The 25,388-nt window shown below is 51.4% G+C and carries 18 protein-coding genes; all 18 read right to left on the bottom strand.

Features of this window, described 5'->3' with window-relative positions; all coding sequences use genetic code 11:
• Positions 1 to 37: 37 nt before the first annotated feature.
• Positions 38 to 1,369 carry a 16S rRNA (cytosine(967)-C(5))-methyltransferase RsmB gene (rsmB, locus tag DWY89_RS00595; RefSeq protein WP_118523377.1) on the bottom strand — a complete coding sequence of 444 codons (1,332 nt, stop codon included), beginning with the start codon at positions 1,367 to 1,369 and terminating at the stop codon, positions 38 to 40.
• The gene (locus DWY89_RS00590; protein WP_118468657.1) at positions 1,362 to 2,072 is read right to left on the bottom strand and encodes a zinc metallopeptidase; all 711 of its coding nucleotides are present in this window, start codon (positions 2,070 to 2,072) and stop codon (positions 1,362 to 1,364) included. Before DWY89_RS00590 ends, rsmB begins: the two co-directional genes overlap by 8 nt.
• 65 nt (positions 2,073 to 2,137) lie before the next feature.
• Positions 2,138 to 3,082, bottom strand: coding sequence for a methionyl-tRNA formyltransferase (gene fmt / locus DWY89_RS00585; protein WP_118523378.1), 945 nt, complete (start codon positions 3,080 to 3,082; stop codon positions 2,138 to 2,140).
• Positions 3,083 to 3,131: 49 nt separating this feature from the next.
• Positions 3,132 to 3,605 carry a peptide deformylase gene (gene def / locus DWY89_RS00580; protein ID WP_118293195.1) on the bottom strand — a complete coding sequence of 158 codons (474 nt, stop codon included), beginning with the start codon at positions 3,603 to 3,605 and terminating at the stop codon, positions 3,132 to 3,134.
• 18 nt (positions 3,606 to 3,623) lie between these two features.
• Positions 3,624 to 5,840 (bottom strand): primosomal protein N', encoded by a 2,217-nt coding sequence (priA, locus tag DWY89_RS00575; protein ID WP_182434460.1) that lies wholly within the window; start codon positions 5,838 to 5,840, stop codon positions 3,624 to 3,626.
• A 161-nt stretch (positions 5,841 to 6,001) separates the two neighbouring features.
• A complete protein-coding gene (gene murF / locus DWY89_RS00570) occupies positions 6,002 to 7,411 on the bottom strand; it encodes a UDP-N-acetylmuramoyl-tripeptide--D-alanyl-D-alanine ligase (RefSeq protein ID WP_118523380.1) in 1,410 nt (469 codons plus the stop codon).
• An 18-nt stretch (positions 7,412 to 7,429) separates the two neighbouring features.
• Positions 7,430 to 8,893, bottom strand: a complete 1,464-nt coding sequence (locus tag DWY89_RS00565) for a UDP-N-acetylmuramoyl-L-alanyl-D-glutamate--2,6-diaminopimelate ligase (protein WP_118523381.1) — start codon at positions 8,891 to 8,893, stop codon at positions 7,430 to 7,432.
• Positions 8,894 to 8,935: 42 nt separating this feature from the next.
• Entirely contained in the window at positions 8,936 to 12,235 is a 3,300-nt protein-coding gene (locus tag DWY89_RS00560) for a DNA translocase FtsK (RefSeq protein ID WP_243022640.1), read from the bottom strand.
• A gap of 139 nt (positions 12,236 to 12,374) precedes the next feature.
• Positions 12,375 to 13,181 (bottom strand): ATP-dependent Clp protease proteolytic subunit, encoded by an 807-nt coding sequence (locus tag DWY89_RS00555; RefSeq protein ID WP_118468813.1) that lies wholly within the window; start codon positions 13,179 to 13,181, stop codon positions 12,375 to 12,377.
• A 326-nt stretch (positions 13,182 to 13,507) separates the two neighbouring features.
• Positions 13,508 to 15,187 carry an SH3 domain-containing protein gene (locus DWY89_RS00550; RefSeq protein WP_118524284.1) on the bottom strand — a complete coding sequence of 560 codons (1,680 nt, stop codon included), beginning with the start codon at positions 15,185 to 15,187 and terminating at the stop codon, positions 13,508 to 13,510.
• Between the two features lie 15 nt (positions 15,188 to 15,202).
• A complete protein-coding gene (locus DWY89_RS00545; RefSeq protein ID WP_022358700.1) occupies positions 15,203 to 16,882 on the bottom strand; it encodes a C40 family peptidase in 1,680 nt (559 codons plus the stop codon).
• Positions 16,883 to 17,261: 379 nt separating this feature from the next.
• Entirely contained in the window at positions 17,262 to 18,059 is a 798-nt protein-coding gene (locus DWY89_RS00540) for an ABC transporter ATP-binding protein (protein WP_117795542.1), read from the bottom strand.
• Complete coding sequence (locus DWY89_RS00535) at positions 18,059 to 18,976, bottom strand: ABC transporter permease (RefSeq protein ID WP_117795544.1); 918 nt, start codon at positions 18,974 to 18,976, stop codon at positions 18,059 to 18,061. The genes DWY89_RS00540 and DWY89_RS00535 overlap by 1 nt, the downstream gene beginning before the upstream one ends.
• Positions 18,977 to 19,106: 130 nt before the next feature.
• Positions 19,107 to 20,129 (bottom strand): ABC transporter substrate-binding protein, encoded by a 1,023-nt coding sequence (locus DWY89_RS00530; RefSeq protein WP_106999973.1) that lies wholly within the window; start codon positions 20,127 to 20,129, stop codon positions 19,107 to 19,109.
• Positions 20,130 to 20,311: 182 nt separating this feature from the next.
• Positions 20,312 to 21,712 carry an ATP-binding protein gene (locus DWY89_RS00525; protein WP_106999974.1) on the bottom strand — a complete coding sequence of 467 codons (1,401 nt, stop codon included), beginning with the start codon at positions 21,710 to 21,712 and terminating at the stop codon, positions 20,312 to 20,314.
• 7 nt (positions 21,713 to 21,719) lie between these two features.
• Positions 21,720 to 22,448: a response regulator transcription factor gene (locus DWY89_RS00520; RefSeq protein ID WP_118524283.1), complete on the bottom strand. Its 729-nt coding sequence runs from the start codon at positions 22,446 to 22,448 to the stop codon at positions 21,720 to 21,722.
• The gene (locus DWY89_RS00515) at positions 22,448 to 24,121 is read right to left on the bottom strand and encodes a Na/Pi cotransporter family protein (RefSeq protein ID WP_106999976.1); all 1,674 of its coding nucleotides are present in this window, start codon (positions 24,119 to 24,121) and stop codon (positions 22,448 to 22,450) included. The genes DWY89_RS00520 and DWY89_RS00515 overlap by 1 nt, the downstream gene beginning before the upstream one ends.
• A gap of 166 nt (positions 24,122 to 24,287) precedes the next feature.
• A complete protein-coding gene (locus tag DWY89_RS00510; protein ID WP_118524357.1) occupies positions 24,288 to 25,388 on the bottom strand; it encodes a tRNA-dihydrouridine synthase family protein in 1,101 nt (366 codons plus the stop codon).

Below are 25,388 nucleotides of genomic sequence, written 5' to 3'. Positions count from 1 at the left end.
CGGAGTCTTTCCTGTATTCATACACTGTTCCGTCCAGTTATCCTTTTCTTTTCATCACAGAGATGAAAAATCCATCACACGGATGAACGCCCGGATAGAGCTGGATGTATCCCTCTTTCAGGCTGTCTTCCTGAAAATCAATCCCCAGACGACCACTGATATCAACCGGCTCAAATGGATATTCGTTTAAAAACCATGCCCGGTTTTCATCATTTTCCAGACGGTTGACCGTGCAGGTGCTGTAAACCAGCACTCCACCCGGCTTCACGTACTGCCAGACCACCGACAGCATCTGCCGCTGCAATGCAGCCAAGTCCCGGATTCCGTCCATTGAAGCGTTGTATTTGATATCCGGCTTGCGTCCGATAATGCCAAGTCCTGAACACGGCAAATCGGCAATGACCACATCCGCTTTCTGCTCCATCGAAGCATCGAATTCACACGCATTCCAGGCGCAGGCAGAGACGTTTGTACAGCCGCTGCGGGCAATATTTTCCTTGATCAAAGATACCTTGTAATCACTCACATCCCGGATCTCAACCTGTCCAGTTCCGTGCAGCAGATCTGCCGCATGAAGCCCTTTTCCACCCGGTGCCCCACAGACATCGAGTACAAAATCACCCTCTTTGATACCCGCCGCATCACCAGCCAGCGACGAACTCAGATCCTGAATCCGGATTAGTCCTTCGCGGAACGCATCCAGACTCTCTGGATAGTCCACTCCCGTCAGACGGTAAACGCCGCTTCCCGCCGCTGTCTCCTCTGCCGTCACACCCTGGGCGGACAGGGAGGCAAGAATCTCTTCTTTCCCTGCACGGTTCTCGGCAAACCGTACCATAAACGGACGTTTCTCCAGACCAGCCTGTGCCATCCTGCGGGTCGTCTCTGCCCCATAGTTTTCCTTCCAGAGAGATAAAATCCAGTCCGGCATTGAATACCGCACTGAATCATCCGGGAAGGTCAGTTTGCCTTTTCCACGCGCCACAGAACGCAGCACACCATTTACAAAGCCGGAAAGTCCGGAAAATCCACGTTTTTTCGCAAGGCGCACCGCCTCATTGCACGCCGCCGAATCCGGTACACGGTCCATATAATAAATCTGGTACACGCTCATCCGCAGAAGTGTGCGGATAAACGGTTTCATCTTATGAACTTTTGTTTTGGAATATGCGTTGATAATATAATCAATCTGGATTTTATACTCCACCGTCCCGTCCACAATCCGTTTTAAAAACGAGCGATCTGATTTTTCCAGATACTGATATTTAGAAAGAGCCTGAAAAAGGGCCAGATGTGTATACTGTCCCTTTTCCAGAATCTCGGTCAAAATTTCTGCCGCTATTTCACGCAGCGCAGTTCCATCAGTCATCGCGTCGTCCTCCAAATAATATAATCAGACGCAGAAGCTGTAAAATCGAACCAGCCGCCGCTGCCACATACGTCAGTGCCGCCGCACCAAGCACCTGTTTGGTATATCCAACTTCTTCCCCGCGAAGAATCCCTGTTGAATCAAGCAGACGTACCGCACGCGCGGATGCATTGAACTCAACCGGAAGCGTCACCAGCTGGAACAGCACCGACAAGGAAAATAAAAGAATTCCAAGTGAAACGATCGGAGATCCCATGCCGCCGACCAGGACACCAATCAGGATCATAGGCCAGGAAAGCTGTGCGCCGATGTTGACCACCGGCACCATTGAACCGCGCAGGCGCAGCGGAACATACTCAGATGCATCCTGCATCGCATGTCCGCACTCATGCGCCGCAACACCGATCGCCGCGACTGAAGTAGAACCATATACACTCTCAGATAAATTCACGGTCTTGGTCCGCGGATCATAGTGGTCGGTCAGGCTGCCTGCCACCTGGCGGATCTGGACATCATAAATGCCCTGTGAATTTAAAAGCTGTCTCGCCGCCTCGGCTCCCGTCATGCCGGTCATGCTCCGGACTCTTGAAAACCGCGCGTAGGTGCTTTTTACCTTCGCAGATGCCCCTAATGACAGAAATACACCAATTAATACCAGAATCATCGTCGGATCAAACATACTGTAATATCCGTATCCGTACATATCACTCCAACTCCTTTCAAACGCCTGGCTGCCTGTAGCAGTTCAGTTCCTGCTGAAGCATTATTTTATCCGAGCTTTACTCCCGTTTCCACCGGATATCCGCGTAAAAATGCCGCCGTATCCATCCGCTTCTTGCCTTCCAGCTGAAGTTCCCGAATCGTGAGAAGCCCTTTGCCGGTCTGGACAGAGAATGCATCTTTACCGACACGTACCACCTGTCCGAATGTCTCCGGTGACGGCCTTCCCGCCGCATCTTCCTCGACATCCGCCGACCAGATTTTCAGGGTTTTTCCTTCAAATTTTGTATAAGCGCTCGGCCATGGATTTAAGCCGCGGATCAGGCGCTCAATCACTGCCGCATCCATCGACCAGTCAATCTGCCCCATCGACTTATCGAGCATTGTCACATGGGTTGCCACTGCCTCATCTTGTTTAACCGGATGCAGGATTCCCGCCTCCGCTTTCTCAAGCGTGGAGAGAATCAGCTTTCCTCCCGCAAGGCTCAAGCGGTCAAACAGGCTGCCGCCTGTCTCTTTCGGATCCAGGCGTACTTCCACGGTATCCAGGATATCTCCGGTGTCCAGACCGACATCCATCTGCATCGTCGTCACACCGCTGACCTCATCGCCATTGATGACCGCCCACTGGATCGGGGCTGCCCCACGGTATTTTGGCAGAAGCGACGCATGGATGTTGATACAGCCGTATTTCGGCAGGTTCAGAATCCGCTCCGGCAGAATCTGGCCAAATGCAATCACGACGATCACATCCGGCTGAATCTTCGTCAATTCCTCAAAAAATGCCTCATCCTTGCGGACGCGCACCGGCTGATACACCGGGATTCCATATTCCAGCGCTTTTTCCTTGACAGGCGGCATTGCCATCGCCTTGCCGCGTCCCTTCGGCTTATCTGGCTGTGTCACCACCGCCGCTACTTCATGCCGGCTCTGATAGAGCGCTTCCAGTGTCGGAACCGCAAAATCCGGTGTTCCCATAAATACGATCTTCATATCTGCCTGTCACCCCACTCTTGTTTCTCTCTCATTCTGCCAATGTGCTTTATTCTTCCTCTGCCGTTACATCCTCTAACGGACCTTCTACCAACTCCACATACAGATGTCCGTGCAGATGATCGCACTCATGGCAGATCGCACGTGCCAGGAAATCATCTGCTTCCAGGACAAACTCTTCCATTTTTTCGTTCAGCGCGCGTACCTTTACGTGGCTCGGACGAGTTACCATACCAGCCTTGCCCGGAACGCTTAAGCAGCCTTCCTGACCAGTCTGGCTGCCGGACATTTCCTCGATGACCGGATTGATCAGGACATACTGGTTGCCGTCCTCCACGTCGATTACTACGATCTGTTTGCGGATACCGACCTGCGGTGCTGCCAGACCTACGCCGCCGGCTGAATACATCGTGTCAAACATATCCTCTATCAGTTCAAGTGTGTGATCGGTTACCTCCGTCACTGCCTTACACTCTTTTTTCAGTACCTCATCGCCAATAGTTCTAATTGACCGGATTGCCATTTTATACACTCTTCCTCTCTATGATATATCGTATTGAATCTGGACCGCCTGCCATTTTGTATCTGCGGCAGCCAGGGTTTCAATCTGACCCCTGATTTGATCCAGTATAGCACATTTTTCACACTTTATATATAAAATTTTTCTGTAGATGTCATTAACTTTGTATACCGGTGCCGGAACCGGACCGATACACTCAGCACTTTCGCGCAGCCGCCGCGCCGCCATTTCCGCACATTCATCCAGCACCACCTCATCGCCGCAGGCAAAATAAACCGCAGCCATCTGGCAGACTGGGGGATAATGAAGCAGCCTCCGGTAATTGATCTCATGGCTGTAAAACAGCTCATAATTCTGCGCCGCTGCCGCCTGCACGGCATAGTGTTCCGGCCGGTACGTCTGGATAACCACATCGCCGGGCTTCCCGGCGCGCCCCGCTCTGCCAGCCGCCTGCGTCAGAAGCTGGAACGTCCGCTCCGCGCTGCGGTAATCCGGCGTATTTAAGGAAAGATCCGCCGCCAGGATTCCGACCAGCGTCACTCCCGGAAAATCATGCCCTTTTACAATCATCTGCGTGCCGATCAGGATATCTGCCTCACGATTTGCAAATGCCTCCAGAATCGCTTCATGTCCGCCTTTTTTTGCCGTTGTATCCGCATCCATCCGCAGGATCCTCGCATCCGGAAACCGAATTTTCGTAAATTCTTCCATCTTCTGCGTTCCGGCCCCAAACCCGGCAATATACGGTGATCCGCAGGACGGACACTGCTTCATCAGCGGAATCGTATAGCCGCAGTAATGACAGACCAGACGGTTCTTCCCGTGTAGTGTCAGGGAAACATCACAATGCGGACAGGTCACCGCCTTTCCGCAGGAACGACAGGAAACAAAATTGGAATAGCCGCGCCGGTTCATAAAAAGCATCGCCTGCTCGCCACGTGCGAGTCTCTCTGTCAACATTGCATCCAATGACCGGCTGAACACCGATTTATTGCCTGCCTGCATCTCCGCACGCATATCAGCGATCTGTACCTTCGGCAGGATACTTCCCGCCACTGCCCGGTGATGCAGGGGCAGAAGCACATATTCGCCATTCTGCGCCCGCAGATACGATTCCAGAGAAGGAGTCGCTGAGCCCAAGACCAGCGAAGCCCCGGAAAGCCGGGCGCGCTCCGCCGCTACTTCCCTTGCATGATAGCGCGGCATCGTCTCGCTCTTATAGGCGCCCTCATGTTCCTCGTCGATCAGAATCAGTCCCAGATTGGAAAATGGGGCAAACAGCGCCGACCGCGGTCCGATCATCACGGAAACCTCGCCCCGCGCCGCCCGTTCCCACTGATCATAGCGTTCTCCCGCAGAGAGACGGGAATTCAGAATCGCGATCTGATCGCCAAATCGCCGGTAAAACCGCATCACCGTCTGATATGTCAGCGAAATTTCCGGGATCAGCAGAATCACCTGCTTTCCATCTCGCAGGACACGCGCCATCAGCTCCATGTAGACTTCGGTCTTTCCACTTCCCGTAACGCCGTGAATCAGATACGTTTCACGTTTCCCCGTCTCATAATCCTCACAGAAACGGTCAACCGCCGCCTGCTGCTCTTCATTGAGATGCACGGTCTGTCCGGCTGGACGCGGCAGTTTTGCATGGTTTAACCCGCGTTCCTCACGGGAAACTTTCACTGAAAGCTGTCCCTGTTCCTCCATCGGGCGGATCGCCGCCAGGGTCAGGTCAAGCTCCCGTCGGGCAAATTCCATCGGAATATCCAGATTGTCCCGGAATGCCTCAAGGAGCCGCACCCGCGCCTTATAATGCCGCTTCTGTGCCGCCAGGATTGCCGCTTCCAGCTCTTCCTGGTTTAAAAGACAATGCAGCGTCTTTTTCTCGCGCGGTTTTATCTTTTCCTTGACGGGAAGTACGGTTTTGAGCGTCTGGTTCATCGTCGCGCCATAACGTTCCCGCATCCACCACGCCAGACGGATAAGCTGAGATTGCACCGACATACTGCCCGGTGCGATCCCAGCTATCTCCTTGATGCGGGATGGGTCATACTCCGCCGTATTTTCCATTCCCACCACATATCCAGTCCGAAGTGAATTACCCTTTCCAAACGGTACCGTCACGCACGTTCCCGCCGTAATCTCCTCCGCCAGATGCGTCGGAATCCGGTACTGAAACGGGCGATCCACCTTCTCATGGGATATATCTATAATAATATCCGCGTATTGATACGCCATGATTCCTTCTCTTTCTATTTCTAATTCAAGTCGAACGTCCGTGAGACTTGGCGCGTGATTCTGGTCAGCGAAGCTGACATATTCTCTACAGAATCACTATGCATCCTCGCGGAGCGTTTATCTCAGTCGGAGAATGGACTCCCACTGAGACAAACTTGCTATTACTTACCACCTGAAGAGGTGGGAGTCTTCTCGACTGAGATAAACCTCGCTGCCGTCTCCCCCAGCTTCATACTGTTGGAACCCTTGAACAGGACTGCATCTCCCTCACCGATCTGTGCATCCAGCCAGTCAAGCATATCTTCTTTTTCGTCCTCTTCAAACGAAACGACATGCAGATCCGGTTTGACTTTCTTTGCTCCCTCGGCGATCGCCTGCGCCAGTTCGCCATATACAACCAGGATATCGACCGGTTTTTCCGCCAGAAACGCACCAACTTCACGGTGGAACTGAATCGTATTCTCTCCCAGTTCCTTCATATCTGCCAGAACCGCAATTCTGCGTCCTGCCGGCAGGGAAGAAAGCACACCTATCGCCGCTTTCATCGAATCCGGGCTTGCATTGTAGGTATCGTCCACGATCGTATAACCATTTTTATGATAAATCTGCTGACGGTTCTTGAACCCGCCAAATTCAAGCAGCTTTTCCGCTGCATCGGCAAGCGGCACACCGTAGGCATCCGCAACCGCCAGGGCAGCCAGCGCATTCATGACATTGTGCTCGCCCATAACAGTCAGCTTCACCGGGACGCGCACCTCGCCGTGTACCATCGTAAAGGACGGAAATCCATCCGGATATGAAAGATCCTCGGCGCGGTAGTCGTTATCTGCTCCAAGTCCATAACGGACGGTATGGCAGCCTGCTTTTGCATGCACGGTGGAAAGCATATCATTATCTCCATTTACAAACAGGATTCCGCCTGCCTTCATACCGTCCTGGATATGCAGCTTTTCTTTTAAGATATTCTCGCGAGAGCCCAGATTCTCAATATGCGTCACACCGATATTCGTCATGACTGCCGAATCCACCGCCGCAATCTCCGCGATCACCGCCATCTCGCCCGGCTCACTCATTCCCAGTTCCAGCACGCCGATCTCATCATTATCAGAAATCTCCGAGATCGTGAGCGGCACACCGATCTGGCTGTTGTGGTTTGCCGGTGTCTTGAATGTCTTATATTTCGCTGAAAGCGCCGCCGCCACCATTTCGCGCGTCGTCGTCTTTCCCACGCTGCCGGTGATACCAACTAACGGGATAGAAAGGCGTGCCCGCAGGCAGCGTCCGATCGTCTGCAATGCCAGTTTCGTATCTTTCACCTGGATCAGCGCGCCGTGAAAGCCCTCCGGTGCCGCCTCATGCTCCGAAGTCAGTGCGGCTGCCGCCCCATTGTCCATCGCCTGAACCAGGAAACGATGCGCGTCTGATTTCTCCCCGATCAGCGGAACAAACAGATCCGCCCCGCGCATACTCCGGGAATCAATGCTGATGTGTTTTAACTCCGTATCTGCATCTCCGCAGAGCAGTGTTCCCGACACTGCTTCCACGATATGTCTGACTGTAATATGGTCCATATTTTGCCTCCAAATTGATTACATATGCAGCTTCTTCACCGTCTCCTGCACTACTTCCCGGTCAAGGAAATGATAGCGCACGCCCTCGATCTCCTGATAATCCTCATGCCCTTTTCCGATGATCGCGATGATATCGCCATCTTCCGCATGGGACAAGCTGTACTCAATCGCTTCGCGGCGATCCGGGATTTCAACGTATTTGCCATCGGTTTTTGCAAGTCCGACCTTGATATCTGCCAGAATATCTTCCACTTTCTCAAAGCGGGAATTATCCGCCGTGATGATCGACAGATCTGCCAGCTTTCCGCCAATCTCTCCCATCGAGTACCGGCGATCCCGCGCCCGGTTGCCGCCGCATCCGAAGACGCAGACGAGACGCTTCGGCTTGTAGTCGCGCAGCGTCAGAAGAAGACTTTCCATGCTGACCGCATTGTGGGCGTAGTCAACGATCACGGTGCACTTTGCTGATTTATATACAATCTCCATCCGTCCATCGACCTGGATATGTTCCAGCGCATGGCAGACTTTCTCCTTCGGCAGATCAAAGAAGCTGCACACGCCCGCTGCCGCCAGCGCATTGTCCACGTTAAATTTGCCCGGAATGCCGACGCGCAGATCGTGCTCATATCGTCCATGCGTCTGAAATTCGACGCCCACGAAATCATGTTCGCGTACATAGTGAATGTCATCCGCTGTAAAATCAGCCGCCTGTTCCAATGAAAAGGTCAGGATCTCTGCTGTCGCCCCTTCTACGATCGCATCAAAGTGCGGATCATCGCGGTTGACGAGCGCTGTCCGGCAGTTTTTCAAAAGCTGCTTTTTGTAGTAAAGATATTCTTCAAAACTTGCATGTTCATTCGGGCCAATATGATCATTGGAAATATTCAGGAAAATTCCATAATCAAAGAAAAGTCCGTCTACCCGGTGCATCAGGTAGCTTTGGGAAGAAACCTCCATCACGATGTAACGGCAGCCCGCTTCCACCATTTTTGCAAAATATTCTTGTAAAATGTAGGATTCCGGCGTCGTATTTTTGGTCGGATAATGATTCTCACCGATCACAGCGCCGTTCGTTCCGATGAGACCCGTCTTCTGTCCGGCTGCCTCCAGAATCGCCTTGATCATATAAGTGGTAGTCGTCTTTCCCTTCGTGCCGGTCACACCGATCGCCGTCATCTTCCGCGCCGGATAATCAAAACGTGCCGCCGAAAGAAGCGATAGCGCGTTCCGTCCATTCTCCACTTGAATGACCGTCACGTTCTCAGGCGCTTCAACCGGATGCTCGACCACCAGAACCGGCGCGCCCTTTTCAACCACATCCGGGATAAAGGTATGCGAATCGACGTTTGCCCCGCGCATACACACAAACACCGTCCCCGGCGCCGCCTTTCTTGAATCGTAGACCACCTCGTCAACCTCCGTCTCCAGGCTGCCCTGCAATAATGTATACGGCAATTCTTTCAGCCAGCTTTTAAGCTTCATAGGATACCTCCTGATTTTGATATTTTATAATGATTCCGCTTTTTAATATCCTTCTTCCATCATGTTTTCAAACTGCTCCATGCTCATCAGCACCTTACGCGGCTTCGTGCCTTCTTCCTCACCGACCACGCCTGCATCTGCAAGCTGATCCATGATACGCGCGGCACGGTTGAAGCCAATCTTAAACATACGCTGCAGCATGCCGATGGATGCTTTGTCTTTCTCAATAATAAATTTACCTGCCTGTACAAAATAGGCATCGCGCTCACCGCCGCCAAAGCCCGCATCCATCGCCGTCGAACGGATCTTGGACTCAACCTCAGCGCTGTACTCTGCGGTCAGCCCCTCCTGTTTCAAAAATCCGACCACATCCGAAACCTCATTGTCGGACACAAACGCGCCCTGTACACGCTGCGGTTTCTGATAGCCCGACGGATAGAACAGCATATCGCCCTTTCCGAGCAGTTTCTCCGCGCCGTTCATATCAATAATGGTACGGGAATCCACTCCGGAAGAGACGGAAAAAGCAATTCTCGACGGAATATTTGCCTTGATCACACCGGTGATGACATTGACCGATGGTCGCTGCGTCGCAATCACCAGATGAATGCCCGCTGCACGCGCCAGCTGTGCCAGACGACAGATCGAATCTTCTACTTCGCCCGGCGCTACCATCATCAGATCGGCAAGCTCATCCACGATAATGATGATCTGTGGCAGTTTCTCCGGTTTCTTCGGATCGTCGATATCCGCAATCGACTCAACCTTGGCATTGAAACCCTTAAGATCGCGCACGCCGTATTTTGCAAACTTCTGGTAACGGTCGGTCATCTCTGCCACCGCCCAGTTGAGGGCGCCGGACGCCTTTTTCGGGTCGGTCACAACCGGAATCAGAAGATGCGGAATACCGTTGTATACACTTAACTCAACCACCTTGGGGTCGATCATGATGAGCTTGACCTCGCTCGGCTTCGCTTTATAAATCACACTCATGATCAGCGTATTGATGCAGACTGATTTACCCGATCCGGTCGCACCCGCGATCAGAAGATGCGGCATCTTCGCAATGTCGCTGACAACCGTCTGACCTGCGATATCTTTTCCGACCGCGAATGCCAGCCGGGACGGATATTTCTTAAATGCCTCTGACTCCAGCAGATCGCGCAGCAGAACCACATGGTTCTCCTTGTTCGGAACCTCGATACCGACCGCCGCCTTGCCAGGAATCGGTGCCTCGATACGGATGTCCGCCGCTGCCAGATTTAACTTGATATCATCCGCCAGCGCTACAATCTTGCTGACCTTGACACCCTGCTCCGGGTGAAGCTCATAGCGGGTAACCGTCGGTCCACAGCTGATGTTTGTAACCGTCACGCCCACGCCGAAGTTCTGGAGCGTCTGCTGCAGCTTGATCGCTGTCTCCCGGTACTCCTGATCCGAGAAATCGGTCTGTCCTGTGCCGCGTTTTAAAAGTGTCAATGGCGGGAATATGTATTCTTTCTGGATCTTCTTTTCTTCCTCTTCCTTGCGCTCGATCTGCTCTGGAACCGTCAGTTCCTCAACTGGAAGTGCTTTTCGTTCTTCCCGTCTCTGCTCCAGTTTTTTCTGTATCGCCTCTGTATCCGTCTCGATCACCTTTCCGGATGCGGTCACGACCGTTTTGGAGTCCTCCGGGACAAAGAAACTGCCCTTTGCCTCGCCCCGCTCCGATTCCAGCGTCTTATAATAGCCATCGATTGGCTCGGAATCTGTTTCCCCAGATATAGGCTCGTTCCCTTCATTCTCATTTTCCATCGAAACGGTTTCCCACTCGTCTTCCGATGGTTCAAAGACATCCTGATGTCCTAAATCTGTATGAACCTCCTCCGCGGTCAAACCAGAGGTCTCTTCCGCGGTCAAACCGGGGGTCGCCTCCGCAGCCGGTCTCTCCCGTGTCTCTACCGGATAATAGCCTGGACCTTTCTGACTCTCGCCGCCGGCAAATTCTTCTATCGTCCGGGTATCACGGCGTACATACAGGCGTTTCAACAGCTGGTCGCTCGCACTGTCCTCTGTCTCTGCGGGCTCCTTTGCAAATTCTGTCTCCCTTACTGCCCGCGCCGTCTCGCGCCCCGATTCTTCCTGAAACTGGGATTCTGAACCAGCGTATGCATATGTATCCTGCTCCGATTCCACCGGCTCTTCTTCATACTCCATCGGTTCTGGTTCTACCGCTCCGCCACCGTGGAATATCTGCCCGCGAAATACATCTGCCGGATTCTCCTTCTCTACTCCCTGTCCGGAATCCTGTGCCAGATTTTTTCCCTCTGCCGGAACATCGGTCCAATCATCATAAGCCGCGGCCTCATCCTGCAAGTTTTCCTGCCTTCCATGCATCTCACGGAATTCCTCCGGTGCGTCCTCCGGTCCCAGCACGGTTCCCTCCGGGACTCCTTCCAAGAAATTCCGCATCACTGGCAGCTCGGTCAGCTTGGCGCCCTCGAGATCAACGCCACGGACCCGCTGCTCCTCCCGCAGACGGCGTTTTTCTTCCTTTTTCTCCTCATGTATCTCACGGCGGCGGCTCATATCTTCTTTCGCATACTCATATGCCCTTCCGCTGCCCTGTTTAACGAAGTTTACCAGGGAACGCTCCGTAATGCACACAGCACCGAGTGCCAAAAGCACCAGCAGAATCAGAACTGCTCCGATCGTTCCCACTGTTCCGCACAACAGCAGCATCAGAATGCCACCGATAAAGCCGCCTCCGCCTGCCTGCGCGTAATAATCGCCCAGATTCCAGTCCAGATGCTGACCGCCTCCCATGAGAAGCTGGGAAAGTCCGCAAAATGCCAGAAGCACCTCGCCAACCGCCACCAACTTGGCTACGGCTTTCTGGTTGCCTCGGTTTGAAAGATAAAAACAAGTCCCCATAAATAAAAGGAATGGCACCAGATACCCCATCACGCCGAATACGCCAAGCAGAGTCGATCGCAGAAAACTTCCGACAAAGCCGCAAAGCCCGAAATTGCTCAAAAACAAAAGTACCGATATTGCAAATGATACAATAATCGCCACTTCCGTTCCCATAAATGCCCCTGTACCACTTTTCTCCACCAGCTCCGGCGCCTGGCTGGCGCGGCTTCGGCTTCCTGTTCCTTTCGCGGTGCCTTTTCCAGACGAAGCTTTCTTCTTCCCCCTACTCTTTTTCTCGTTCAGCGTCTCCTCCGCTTTCTTCGCCGCAGGGGACTTTCTGGATCGCCCGGCTTTTTTCTCTGTCCCAGCTGTCTCCCCGGCACGCTCTGTACTCTGTCTTTTCCTGCTTGTATCTGCCACCTGTCTCATGCCTCCAATATTTCCCATGTATCTGCGGTTCCTCCTGTTTCACAAAATACAGCCTCCCGCAGACTGCTTTTCTCATTTTACATTCTTATTATCTCATTCAGTATACCCAAATTCAGGGAAAAAAGCAACGCTTTCCTAAAATTTTCGCACGTATGTTCTACTTTCTTTTCAGATTTTCACTAAAATCCGTCTTCGTCATCCGGTCGTGTGCATCTATTTCTTGTTTCTTCCCATCGATCGCCCGGTTCAGCCATGCAAGCGCTTCCCGGATCCCGCCGCATTCATCGATCAGTCCCTCCTGGACCGCCTCCCCGCCAACCAGGACCGTTCCCAGATCTTTTGTCATCATCTCCGTATTGAGCATCAGGCTCCGGAGGCGCTCATAGGAGATCTGACTGTGTCCGGACACAAAGCTTAAAATACGATCCTGAATCATTTCAAAATAATCATACGTCTGCACGGCACCGATCACCATCCCCGTCATCCGTACCGGATGTACCATCATCGTCCCGGTCGGGACAATAAAAGAGTGATCGACCGCCACTGCGAGCGGCACACCGATCGAATGGCTGTCTCCGATGACCAGTGAAACGGTCGGTTTGCTGAGCGAAGCAATCATCTCCGCCAGTGCCAGTCCACAGCTTACATCGCCGCCCACCGTGTTAATCAGGACTAAAACTCCCTCCGTCTCACCGCTCTCCTCGATCTCCGCCAGCTTAGGCAGAATATGCTCATATTTCGTCGTTTTCGTATTGCCGGACAAATTTTCATGTCCCTCTATCTCTCCGATGATCGAGATTAATTCAATGTGATTGCCATTCTTTCCCGTAATATCCGTCTGTCCATTTTCACGCTTCTGAATCGGATCCTCCTGCGCCTGTTCCCGACTTTCTCCCACCTTATCTGCCTGCTTGTCCCACGCTTCATTTTCCCATTCCCTGTTTTCACGATTTGCCCGAATCATATTTTCCTCTTTTCTGCGCTCTTTCCATCTTACACGCGGATTCAATGTTTTTTCTCAACTGCCTAATTCATTCTTAGTATTCTGTCTTCCTATTATCTTTATTCACTGAAACCGCTTTTTATACAAACAAGGATGTACCTTGGCACATTCGGGCGTCTCGCGCGGTCACTTGCGACATGTTTCTGCTTCGCGCGAGTGCGCATCCCCGCGATGCGTTTTTTATTTCATAGGACACAATTTCCTATGAAACAGAAAAAAGAGAGCTGGGAAAAGCTGCCTTTTCTCCCTGCTCTCTTTCAAATAATTTTTATTGACTTTCCATGGAATTAATCGCCCAGTACATTGACGATCTTCGCCGGGGTACGGTAATTCCAGGTGGAAATCTTGATACCATCCCTTGCATTCGATGCATGGCACACGCGCCCGCCGCCGATATAGAGTGCTACATGGTTGATCGTTCCACCGCTGTTTGTGTAGAAGATCAGATCACCCGGACGCATCTGGGAAGAACTGATACTTCTTCCTGCTCCCGCCTGGGAACCCGAATGATGCGGCAGGCCGACGCCGAAGTGTGCCATAACCGACATCGTAAATCCAGAACAATCCGTACCATTTGTCAAGCTGGTACCGCCCCATACATACGGATTCCCAAGGAACTGAGTCGCGTAGTTTGCGATCTGCGCACGCTTGGAGGAGCCGCTTGAAGATGCTTTCTGGCTGCCAGAACCACCGTTACTGCTACTCTTGCTTCCAGAGCCTCCCTTGCTGCTCGCCGCCTTGGTCTCAGGCTCCGGGGTCTCCTCAACCGGTGTAAACTCGATCGCCTCATTTAACGCATACCGGACATCGACAAATTCAGTCGCTACATAGGCACTCGTCTCATCCAGTGCAATCTGCACCCAGCCATCCTGCTGGCTCATAACCGAATACCGCTCGCTGTTGGAAATCTGCGTCCAGATCGGCGCGTCCGTGTTCGGCTCCGTACGGGCATTCAGACGGTCAGTTGATACGATCGCCATCAGCTGTGCAACCTGCAGTGCCTCCTGCTTCGCCGCATCTCCAGTCAGAATAAATTCGGATTTAACATAGCCAGTAACCGGACCGGACTTGATCTTATACCAGCCGCCATCCTCGGTCGTTTCCAGAATCTCACCACCGGACTTGCTCGTCATCTTACCGATGATCTTCGCATCCTCCTTCGGCTCCACGCGGATATTTAAGTAGTTATTGACATTGGAAATACCCAGATTGTCATACATATTGAGAACCATCGTCCGCAGATCCAGCTTACGCGCTTCATTTAACGCATAGCGCACATCCACATAATCCGCTGAAATATAGCCCCCGCTGATCTGAATCCAGCCGTCCTGCTCGCTGACAATGGAATAACGCTCATTTTTCAGCGCCTGTTCCAGCACCTGCGCGTCCTCACTCGGCTCACTCCGGATATTCAGCTTGTCAGTCGTGATGACCGCCATCTTCTTGACCAGCTCAAATGCCTCTGTTTTTGCCGCCTCGCCGGTCTGTACAAATTCTGAACTGATGTAGCCCTCCAGACCGCCGGAAGATATCTGATACCAGCCTTCCTGGGAATCGTCCAGAATCTCGCACGCACTGCCGCCCATCAGTTTGCCGATGACATCGGAGGTTGTACTGGCGCTCTCACGCATATTAAGATAACCAGATACATCCACAATACCCAGATTCTGGTAGGACTCGACTACATTTTTCTTTTCTTCGTCCTCTTTTGCCTGTTCCTCATCCTCCGGCAGCGTCTCTCCGATCACGGTTTCCTGCACCTCTGCCTCGGATGCCGATGCCACCCGGGCGTTTCCAGAACCTCCGAACGTACCGCCCTGTGCCAGCTTCACGATGATGACCACAATCAGCACCACGATGACCGCACATCCTCCGACCATGAACCAGTGCATCGGATCCTTGCCGTTTCGTTTCTGACGTGCTTTATGCAGGCGTTCTTTATAATCTTCTGTCTTTTGCTCTTCCATCTTATCCTCTCCCTATCAGTCTCCCAGCATATTGACAATCCGGTACGGATTCCGGTAATTCCAGGTAGAAATCTTGATGCCGCTTCTCCGGCTCGCCGCATGGACGATCTGACCATTGCCAATGTACATCGCCACATGGTTGACCGTTCCCTTGCGATTCGTATAGAAAATCAGATCGCCCGGACGCATCTTCGAAGAATCAATCTTCGTACCCGTCCGCGCCTGTTCCCGGGACACCCGCGGCAGGGACACGCCCGCCACATGGCTGTATACATACTTTGTAAAACCAGAACAGTCCACACCCGAATGCGGGTCATTACCGCCCCAGACATAACGGTTTCCGACAAACTGAAGCGCATAGTTGACAATCTGGGTCCGCAAGGATTCCTTTTCTTTTAATGGGGTAAATGGGATCGCCTCCGGCAATGCATAACGCACATCTACGAAATCAGTCGCCACATACGCACTCGTCGTATCGAGCGCAATCTCGACCCAGCCATCCTGCTGGCTTATAACATCGTAACGCTCATTGTTAGAGATCTGCGTCCAGATCGGCGCATCCGTGCTCGGCTCCGTGCGGGCATTCAGGCGGTCGGTTGAAACGATCGCCATCAGTTCTGCAACCTCCATCGCCTCCTGCTTCGCCGCATCTCCTGTCAGGATATACTCCGCCTTCACATATCCAGTGACGGGACCCGACTGGATCTTATACCAGCCGCCGTCCTCGCTCGTCTCCAGAATCTCTCCGGCAGACTTGCTCGTCATCTTACCGATGATATTGCCATCCTCACTTGGCTGATCGCGCACATTCAAGTAATTATCCACACTGGAAATACCCAGATTTTTGTATAAATTCAGCACCATCGCACGCATATCCAGCTTCCGCGCTTCATTGAGTGCGTATTTGATCTCCGCATAATCCGTAGAAATATAACCGCTCGAAATCTGAATCCAGCCATTCTCCGGCTCACCCTCGACCACATAGCGCTCATTTTTCAATGCCTGACCGACAACCTCAGACTCCGTGTTCGGCTCTTTTCGGATGTTCAGGGAATCTGCCGTGATGAGCGCCCGCTTTTCAACCAGTTCCAACGCTTTTTTCTTCGCCTCATCCCCGGTCAGAACAAACTCTGAGCTGATATAACCAGAAATACCGCCAGATTCGACCTGATACCAGCCTTCGGTTGAATCATCCACGATCTCACACGCACTGTCGCCCATCAGTTTGCCGATGATGTTGCCGTCCGTGCTCGCCGTCTCACGCATATTCAGATAACCGGACACCTGCACGATACCCAAATTTTTATAGGAAGCTACCACTGCTTCTTTCTCTTTGATCTCCTCCGCTCTGGACTCTTCGGATGCCTCGTCCTTCGAAAGCTCTGATGCTGTCGCCGCCCCATTCTTTGCAGTTCCGGCTCCCGCCTGACGGCTGAGCAGGGACTTGCCTGCAAATGCTGCAACTGCAAGAGCAATCACCACCCCTGCTGCTATCACTCCGAAGCGCAGATTCTGACTCTTATCTTCGCCCTGGCGCCTGCGCGAATGTCCCGCGGATTCCCGGACCGGATTTGGTGTCTGATCCTGAGCTGGCTCTGATTCCTGACTCTGAACTGCTTCCGGCTCTTGAATCCGCTCCGCCGCTGGCACCTGTTCTGACTCCTGCGTTTCTTTTTTGTTTTCTTCTTCTAACATATGGATCGCTCCTGATTTTTCTTGAAATTATGACTTAATATCTTAAACGTAATTTTTATTTTATCATATTCGTAGGGAATTGCCAAGGAAGGATATGGAGGAAAAAATGAATTTTCTATAAATGAATTATTACAGAAGTGTTAAGTTGTAGATAAATGGTTAAGTCGTGAAAGGTGGAATTAGTTGGAAATATGGGAGAGGAGAATGCACGACTATAAGTGAGAAAGAATGCCCTCCGACCGCTCGCGCCGCCGGAGGGCATTCTTTCTCACTTATAGTCGTGGTTTTTAATTTGTTGACCCACTTTTCATTCCGTATACTTTTTGTCTGTTATCGGTTAATGATTTTGATAAAAACCTTCAAATCTTATACTCTCTGCTTATTTGGCAAGCATCATACGGTCATTCGCAAATTCTTCTCCGCTTACCTTTTCAAATCTCTCTAACAGGTCTTCTACCTGCAGATTCTTCTTCTCTTCCCCTGCTACATCGTAGATAATCCGACCTTCGTGCATCATAATCAGACGGTTGCCGATCTGAATCGCATCTTTCATGTTATGGGTAACCATAAGCGCGGTCAGATTTTGTTCGTCTACGATCTTTTCGGTAAGATCGAGGACTTTGCGGGCTGTTTTAGGATCGAGGGCGGCGGTGTGTTCGTCTAAGAGAAGGAGCTTTGGCTTCTGGAGAGTTGCCATCAGAAGGGTGAGCGCCTGGCGCTGTCCGCCGGAGAGTAAACCCACTTTGCTGGTCATACGGGTCTGAAGCCCCAGATCGAGCTGTGCCAATGCCTCACGGTAGAAGTCCTTTTCATTCTTTTTGATGCCCCAGCCGAGTCCTCTGGATTTGCCGCGGCGCAGTGCCATGGCAAGGTTTTCCTGTATCTCCATATTGGCGGCGGTGCCGCGCATCGGATCCTGGAAGACTCTGCCGATATATTTAGCGCGTTTGTATTCTGGCTCCCTAGATATGTTTACACCGTCGATCTCGATTTTACCAGAATCGATCGGATATACGCCTGCGATCATATTTAACATGGTGGATTTTCCAGCACCGTTTCCGCCGATGATCGTCACGAAATCGCCCGGTGCCAGGTGTAAGTTGATACCGTTTAAGGCTTTTTTCTCATTAACAGTTCCTTTATTAAAAGTTTTCTTTACATTTGTTATCGTCAGCATTACTCCTCGCCCCCTTCTGAATAATCTTTTCTCAGCCGATATTTAGCGAGTGCTACCGGAATACAGAGTGCCAGTGCTACAATGACAGCAGAGAGCAGCTTCATGTCGTTTGCATCCATACCCATGCGGAGTACAACCGCACGGATCACAAAGTAAATGACCGAACCGACAACCACGGAGGTCAGTTTCCAATAAAAAGAGGTCAATCGTCCCATCAGGACTTCGCCGATGACGATCGCCGCCAGACCAATGACGATCGCACCCGTACCACTTCCAACATCACCATATTTCTGGCTCTGGCAGACGAGTGCGCCGGAGAGAGCGACCAGGCCGTTGCTAACCATCAGGGATAAAAGCTTCGCCATACGAGTGTCCACGCCCAGCGCACGCACCATATCCTCGTTGTTACCGGTTGCACGCATCGCACTTCCGATCTCGGTTCCGAAGAACCAATAAAGAAACAGAATAGCCGCCACCGCCAGCACAATTCCAACGATCATCGATGCCTGTGCCTGAGTCATCCCGAAGGAAGTAGCCAGACCACTGATAAGTGTCTTGACTTTCAGAAGCGGCAGATTGCTCTTTCCTCCCATGATCCGGAGGTTGATCGACCAGAGGGAAATCTGGGTCAGAATTCCTGCCAGAATCGCTGGTATCTCAAATACAGTATGAAGAATACCCGTTACCGCACCAGCCACGACACCGGCTGCCACTGCAACTAAAAGTGCCAGCACCGGATTTACTCCTTTGTTGACTACCAGGACTGCACAAACGCAGGCACCCAGCGCGAAACTTCCGTCTACCGTCATATCCGCGATATTCATCAGGCGGAATGTAATGTAAACTCCCAATACCATGATTCCCCAAAGAACGCCCTGTGCGACCGCGCCCTGCAGGGATACTAATAAACCGCTCAAACTTTTACCTCCCCGTGTTTCGTATTTTCTTCATCTGATTAACTGTAAAGACTGCCAGATCGGCATATTTATTTTATGCTTCTGATCTGACAGTCCATCTCATTTGAAGTTTAGGTCTTTCTGGTACTCTTTATTTCTCAAGTCCAGATACATCGATTCCCAGCGTCTGCGCTGTCTCTTCATTGACACTCAGCTCGCACTTGGAAGCGTCCAGATAACCGATCGGCATCTTAGAAATATCGGCGCCCTCAGTCAGGATTTTAACGGCCTGCTCACCGGTCATGTAGCCTAACTGGTAGTAATCAATACCGTAAGTAGCAAGACCGCCTGCATCTACCATGCCTTTCTCGCCGCAGATAACCGGAAGTTTATTCTCATTTGTTACCATCGTTACGGTTGCCATACCAGCTGCGATCATGTTGTCGGTTGGTGTGTATACACAGTCTACATTGCCAACCATAGATTCTACAACGGTAGGAATCTCATTGGAATTGGAAACGGTGTAATCTTCATACTCAATACCAGCTGTATCAAGTGCTTCTTTCGCCATGTCAATCTGAAGAACGGAGTTTGCCTCCGCGCTGCAATACAGAAGCCCGACCTTTTTTACATCTGGAATAATCTGCTGCATCAGATCAATCTGCTCTTTAACCGGAGTCAGATCAGAAGTACCCGATACGTTGCCGCCCGGAACCTCGTTGCTCTCTACCAGACCGGAAGCCGCCGGATCGGTAACGGCGCTTACAAGAATCGGAATCGAATCCGTCACACCTGCAACTGCCTGTGCTGCCGGGGTTGCGATTGCAAAAATCAAATCATCTTTATCGTTGACCAGTTTCTCTGCGATCGTCTGGCATGCAGACTGCTCGCCAGCTGCATTCTGCTGGTCGATCTCATATTTGATGCCTGCATCGTCCAGCGCTGCCACGAAGCCCTCATTGGTCTTATCCAGTGCCACATGCTGGGTCAGCTGTAATACGCCAATCTTATAGGTCTCGCCGTCTGCTGTCTGCTCTGCCTCTTTGCTTTCTTCTCCGTCTGCGGACTCCGCTGCTGTCGTGTCCGTACTTGCTGTCTGTCCTCCGCAGGCTGCCAGGGATGCCGCCATTGCGCCAGCCAGCATCAGGGCTGCTAATTTCTTTGTCTTTCTCATAATATCATCCTCCTGAACCTTTTCAACGTATGTAACAGATTTTCCTCTTATGCTTCAAACCATGATTTATTTTTCGCTTTAAAGAGCTGAACTGTTACGCTTTAAAGCAATCATACTACAAACTCCAAAAAGAGTCAACCTAAAATTCCGCTATTTTATAGGGAATTTAGGTTGACTCTTTTTTATTTTGCTTCCGCGATCTGCAGTTTCACCGTAAACGTTGAACCTTTTCCGACTTCCGACTCTACCTTCACGCTTCCATGATAAAAATTCACGATATGCTTGACGATCGAAAGACCAAGCCCGGTGCCGCCCTGTTTGCGGCTGCGCCCTTTATCCACCCGGTAAAACCGCTCAAAAATACGGCTCTGGCTCTCCGCCGGGATGCCGACGCCGGTGTCGCGGACCGTCAGTATCATATCCGCGCCCCAGTGCTTGACCTGCACCCAGATTTCGCCGCCCTCGTTGTTATACTTGACCGCGTTTGTCAACAGATTGTTAAACAGCTCCTGCATCTGGCGCAGATCGGCACGAATCGTGAAATTCTCGCACTCTTTATGGACTGTGATGCCGCGCGACGCCGCCTGCGCGGCAATCGAAGACAGGCTGTCCTCCAGCAGTTCCACCGTGCGGATCGTCACAATATCTGCTTTCGCACCGCGCGATTCCAGACGGGAGATCATCAAAATATCATCCACCAGGTTCGTCATCCGCATTGCCTCTTTTTTTATGCGTCCCAGAAAATCACGTGCCGTGCCCGGATCCTGTGCCATGCCGCTTTCCAAAAGCTCGACGTAACCGCGGATCGAAGTGATCGGTGTTTTCAGCTCATGCGATGCATTGCTGAAAAACTCCTGCCGGATCTGTTTTTCTTTCTCAATGCGCTCCAGATATTTCTTCATATTTCGGGACATCCGCGTCGTCGTGTCCGCGATGACATTGATCTCCTCATACGGGCATTTTTCAAACTGAAAACGCGTGTAGTCGTCATCCATCCGCACCATTTCACTGGAAATTTCCTGCAAAGGACGCGTGATGGACTGGGAAAACCGTTCCGCCTCCATTGCCGATGCAAAAAAAGCTATTCCAAAGCTCAAAAAAGCGGCCGGAATCAACATCAGGATATATTCACCCAAACCGGTTGAACAGGCAGAAAGGCGCAGTATGTATTTGCCGTCCGATGAACGGATCGCCGCGTACGCCATCTGCATTCCTAACGTTCCGGAGCGCCGCACCGAATATCCATAGCCCGTCGCCAGCGCATCCTTCACTTCCTTGCGCTCCAGATGATTTTCCATCTGATTCACCTGCGCTACTTCCGTATCAGCCACCACCGTGCCATCCATCCGGATCAGCGTATAACGGCTATTATTGTCGTCCGTAAGGTCGCTCAAATCCATCAGCTGTTCTTCCACATTTCCCGTATAATCCAACATACGGTCAACGGATTCCAATGCAAAATGCATGTCCTCCCTTGACCGTTTGAGCAATACACTGCTGGTAACCACCAGAGCGATAAATGTATTCAGAACCAGCGCCAGGAATAACAGATGAATAAATTTCGTCAAAATCGCTTTTCGCATCGTTTCATCACTTTCCCGCTTCTTTTTCCTTTAAAAACCGATAGCCCACGCCGCGCACTGTCTTGATCTGAGCTCCGGCATCATGCAGCTTCTGCCGGAGTGTCTTGATGTGCATGTCCAGCGTTCTCGTCTCCCCATCATAGTCATAGCCCCAGATATGATCGAGAAGCTCGTCGCGCGTCACCACCCGGTTGATATGTTCCATGAGATATGTTAAAAGTTCAAATTCCTTGAGTGTAAGCTCCGTCCGGTCGCCGCAGGCAATCACCTCACGCGTCTCCCGGTTGATGCTGACTTCACCGATCGTCAGGCTGGAAACCTCCTCTTTTGCAGGTTCCACCCGCTTTAAAAGGTTTCTGACGCGCGCCGAAAGCTCCAGAATACCGAACGGTTTCGTCATGTAGTCGTCAGCACCGTTGTCAAGTCCCTGTACAATATCCATCTCACGATCCTTTGCCGTCAGCATCAGGACCGGGGCTGCGGAAAAGTCCGGCATCTCCCGGATTTTGCGGATCGCCGCCATGCCGTCCATCCCCGGCAGCATCCAGTCGAATACAAACATCGCCGGATACTCCCGCTGCGCCTCCCTGCCTCTCCGGAGCAGCTCCGAGAGGCTGTCAAGCGCTTCCTCTGCCGTCTCAAATCCGCTGGCGCAGTAACCGAAGTTTTCCAGTGCCACGCAGATCAGATTCCGGATATTTTCATCATCCTCAATCACATATATCCGATATTTCATTACTGCATCTCTTCCTTTACGTAGCCAGCTACATTCTTGGCATGATCCGCGATTCTCTCATAATTTGCCAGTGCATCCAGGAAGATAACACCGCCCTCAATCTTGCAGTCTCCATTGGAAAGACGGTTCATATGGTTCTCGCGCATCTCCTCTTCCATACTGTCAACCTCTTCCTCCCAGCGGGCAGTCTGACGCACCTTCTGCATGTCATGCGCCTGACGCGCCTCCACGGACGCCTCGACCGATTTAAGCGTTGCATCTGCAATCGTCCGCAGCTCTTTCAGCGCCAGATCCGAGAAATCAATATTCACATTCTCAATCCGTTTCTTGGCAAGCTCTGCTAAGTTTTCACAGTGGTCACCGACACGTTCAAGATCACCGATTGTATAATACATATTCTTAACGAGAAGATGCTGTTCATCATTCAAGGAGAGGTTGTTGATCTTTAAGAGATATTCGGTCAGCATTTTCTCCATGCGGTCGATCGTCTCTTCATTTTCAAATACCTGTTCACAAAAATTATCATCTGCATCTACTAAGGCTGCTGTCGCTATTTTTAAGTTGGCAACCGCTACCTTGCCCATGTTGACAACCTCGTTGCACGCCGTCTCAATCGCAAAGGACGGAGTTTCGAGGATACGGTCGTCTAAGTGACGGATCATCTCGGTCTCGACACTGTTTGCCGACCACTCTTTCTCTGTCTCCTTCGGCTTCGGAACAATCACATCCGATGCCTTTACCAGGAAACCAGCAAACGGGAACATAATGCAGGTGTTGACAACGTTAAATATCGTATGGAAAATCGAAATTCCCACACTGTCCGCACGCGTCATCGCAAGCTCCGGATTCATCATAAACACGATGTATAAAGCGACGCCAAATACAACTGCACCCGTCACATTGAACAGAAGGTGAATGACCGCCGCACGCTTTGCCGTACGGGTCGTACCGATACAAGATAACAGCGCGGTCGCACAGGTACCGATGTTCTGTCCCAATGTAATAAAGACTGCTGACTGCCAGTTTACCATGCCGTTGATCGCCAGCATCTGTAAAATACCGACGGACGCGGAACTACTCTGGATGATTGCGGTAACTGCCAGACCGACTAAAATACCTAAAAGTGGATTCTGTCCCAGTACCCGGAAGGACTCGGAGAAGATCGGCGCATCCCGGTACGGCTCAATCGAACCGGACATGAAAGAAAGACCGATAAACAGGAGTGCAAAACCGATCAGGACTTCGGCACCCTCTTTTTTCTTGTGGCTCTTCGCAAACATCGTGATGAATGCGCCGATACCGAAGAGAACCGGTGCAAAGAACTCTGGCTTTAACACCTCGCCCCACTCACTCATCGACACAATCCAGCTCGTCACAGTCGTACCAATGTTGGCACCCATGATGATGCCGGTCGCCTGCAGAAGATTGATAATTCCGGCATTTACGAAACCAACGACCATAACCGTCGTCGCGGAACTACTCTGAATGATCGCGGTAACACCCGCGCCCACCAGCACGCCCAGCAAGCGGTTCGAAGTCAGGATCTCAAGCACACGTTGTAAACGGTTGCCCGCAAACTTCTGCAGACCATCCGCCATCGACTCCATTCCATACAGGAACATTCCCAGTCCTCCAATGAACTGAAAGAGTGTTCCCAAAGTACTAATAGACATACATATTCTCCCATCATCTTTTGATCTTTACACATAGTATGTCTTCACTATATCAAATAAATGTAAAAATAACCAGCAGGAAATGTAAAATCTGTGTAAAATTTGATATTCGCAACACTGTACTGCCTGAATGAGAGGATGGTTACAGGACAGCCCGGTATCACTCCTATGGTGCCGGGTTGCGAAAACCATCTTCCACAAACCGCCCGCTCGCAAACATCGCCTGAACAGAAGCCCGGTAGTCAGACAGCTTCTGTGCCTTCTTAATCCTCTTCAATTCTTTTTCACATCCCGGAAAATGGCACTGGAAATAGTACCAGAGTTCCTTCATTTTAAACAAAGTATTCCGGTCGCCGGACATGATTTCTGCATAACCGGTCAGGAGGCGATCGTGGAACTGCTGGAAAGATTGGAGATGATTCGAGGATGGCAGATTCCGCACCTCTCCAAAAATCCACGGGCTCGCAACCGCACCGCGCCCAAACATCAGTGCGGCTAATTTCATTTTTTTCTGCGTTTTACCGCTATCAGATGCTTCATCTTGTCCTACAATTTCTTTCATAAGTGCAGACGCATCCGCCGCCGAAAAAAGATTTCCATTATAGCTGACCGGGCAGCGGCTCTGCTCCAGCGCATACGCAAATGACTCCATCCGTATTTTCCCCTTATAATAGTCCTCGCGCACTCTCGGGTGTACAATCAGTTCTTCCAGCGGATAGTGATTATAGATAGCAAGCAGGCGTGGAAATTCAGACGCTTCTTTCATGCCGATCCGGGTTTTGATCGACAAACGCACCGGCTTTCCATCCGACGCGTGGATTTTTTCCAATCCGTTGCAAACTTCCTCCAGAAACAAGCTCAAATCTTCCGGCTCGGCTAAAAATCCCGCGCCCTTTTTCTTCGTAACCACCGTCCCCGACGGACAGCCCAGGTTCAGATTAACCGTCCTATATCCATACTCCGCCAGTTCCTCGCAAACCCACAGAAAATCTTCCGCCGAATGTGTCAGAATCTGCGGGATCAGGCATAATCCCTGATTATGCTCTGGAAGAATATCGTTCCTCTCCCTGGATGTCAGCTTATGGCTGGAACCTGGTGCAATGAACGGACTGTAATACCGGTCAACGCCCCCATAAATGACTGCATGCGCCTGCCGGAATACGTATCCCGTGATTCCCTCCATTGGTGCAAAATCTAATTTTACACTCCTTGCATCGTTCGCGCTTATACGATTCGCGCCCACTTTTAATGCCTCTGGCTGAATCAT

Source organism: Clostridium sp. AF27-5AA (assembly GCF_003478415.1).
GTDB classification, from domain to species: domain Bacteria; phylum Bacillota; class Clostridia; order Lachnospirales; family Lachnospiraceae; genus Otoolea; species Otoolea fessa.
The sequence above is the reverse complement of the archived record's forward strand: the minus strand, read 5'-3'. Positions and strand labels throughout refer to the sequence as shown.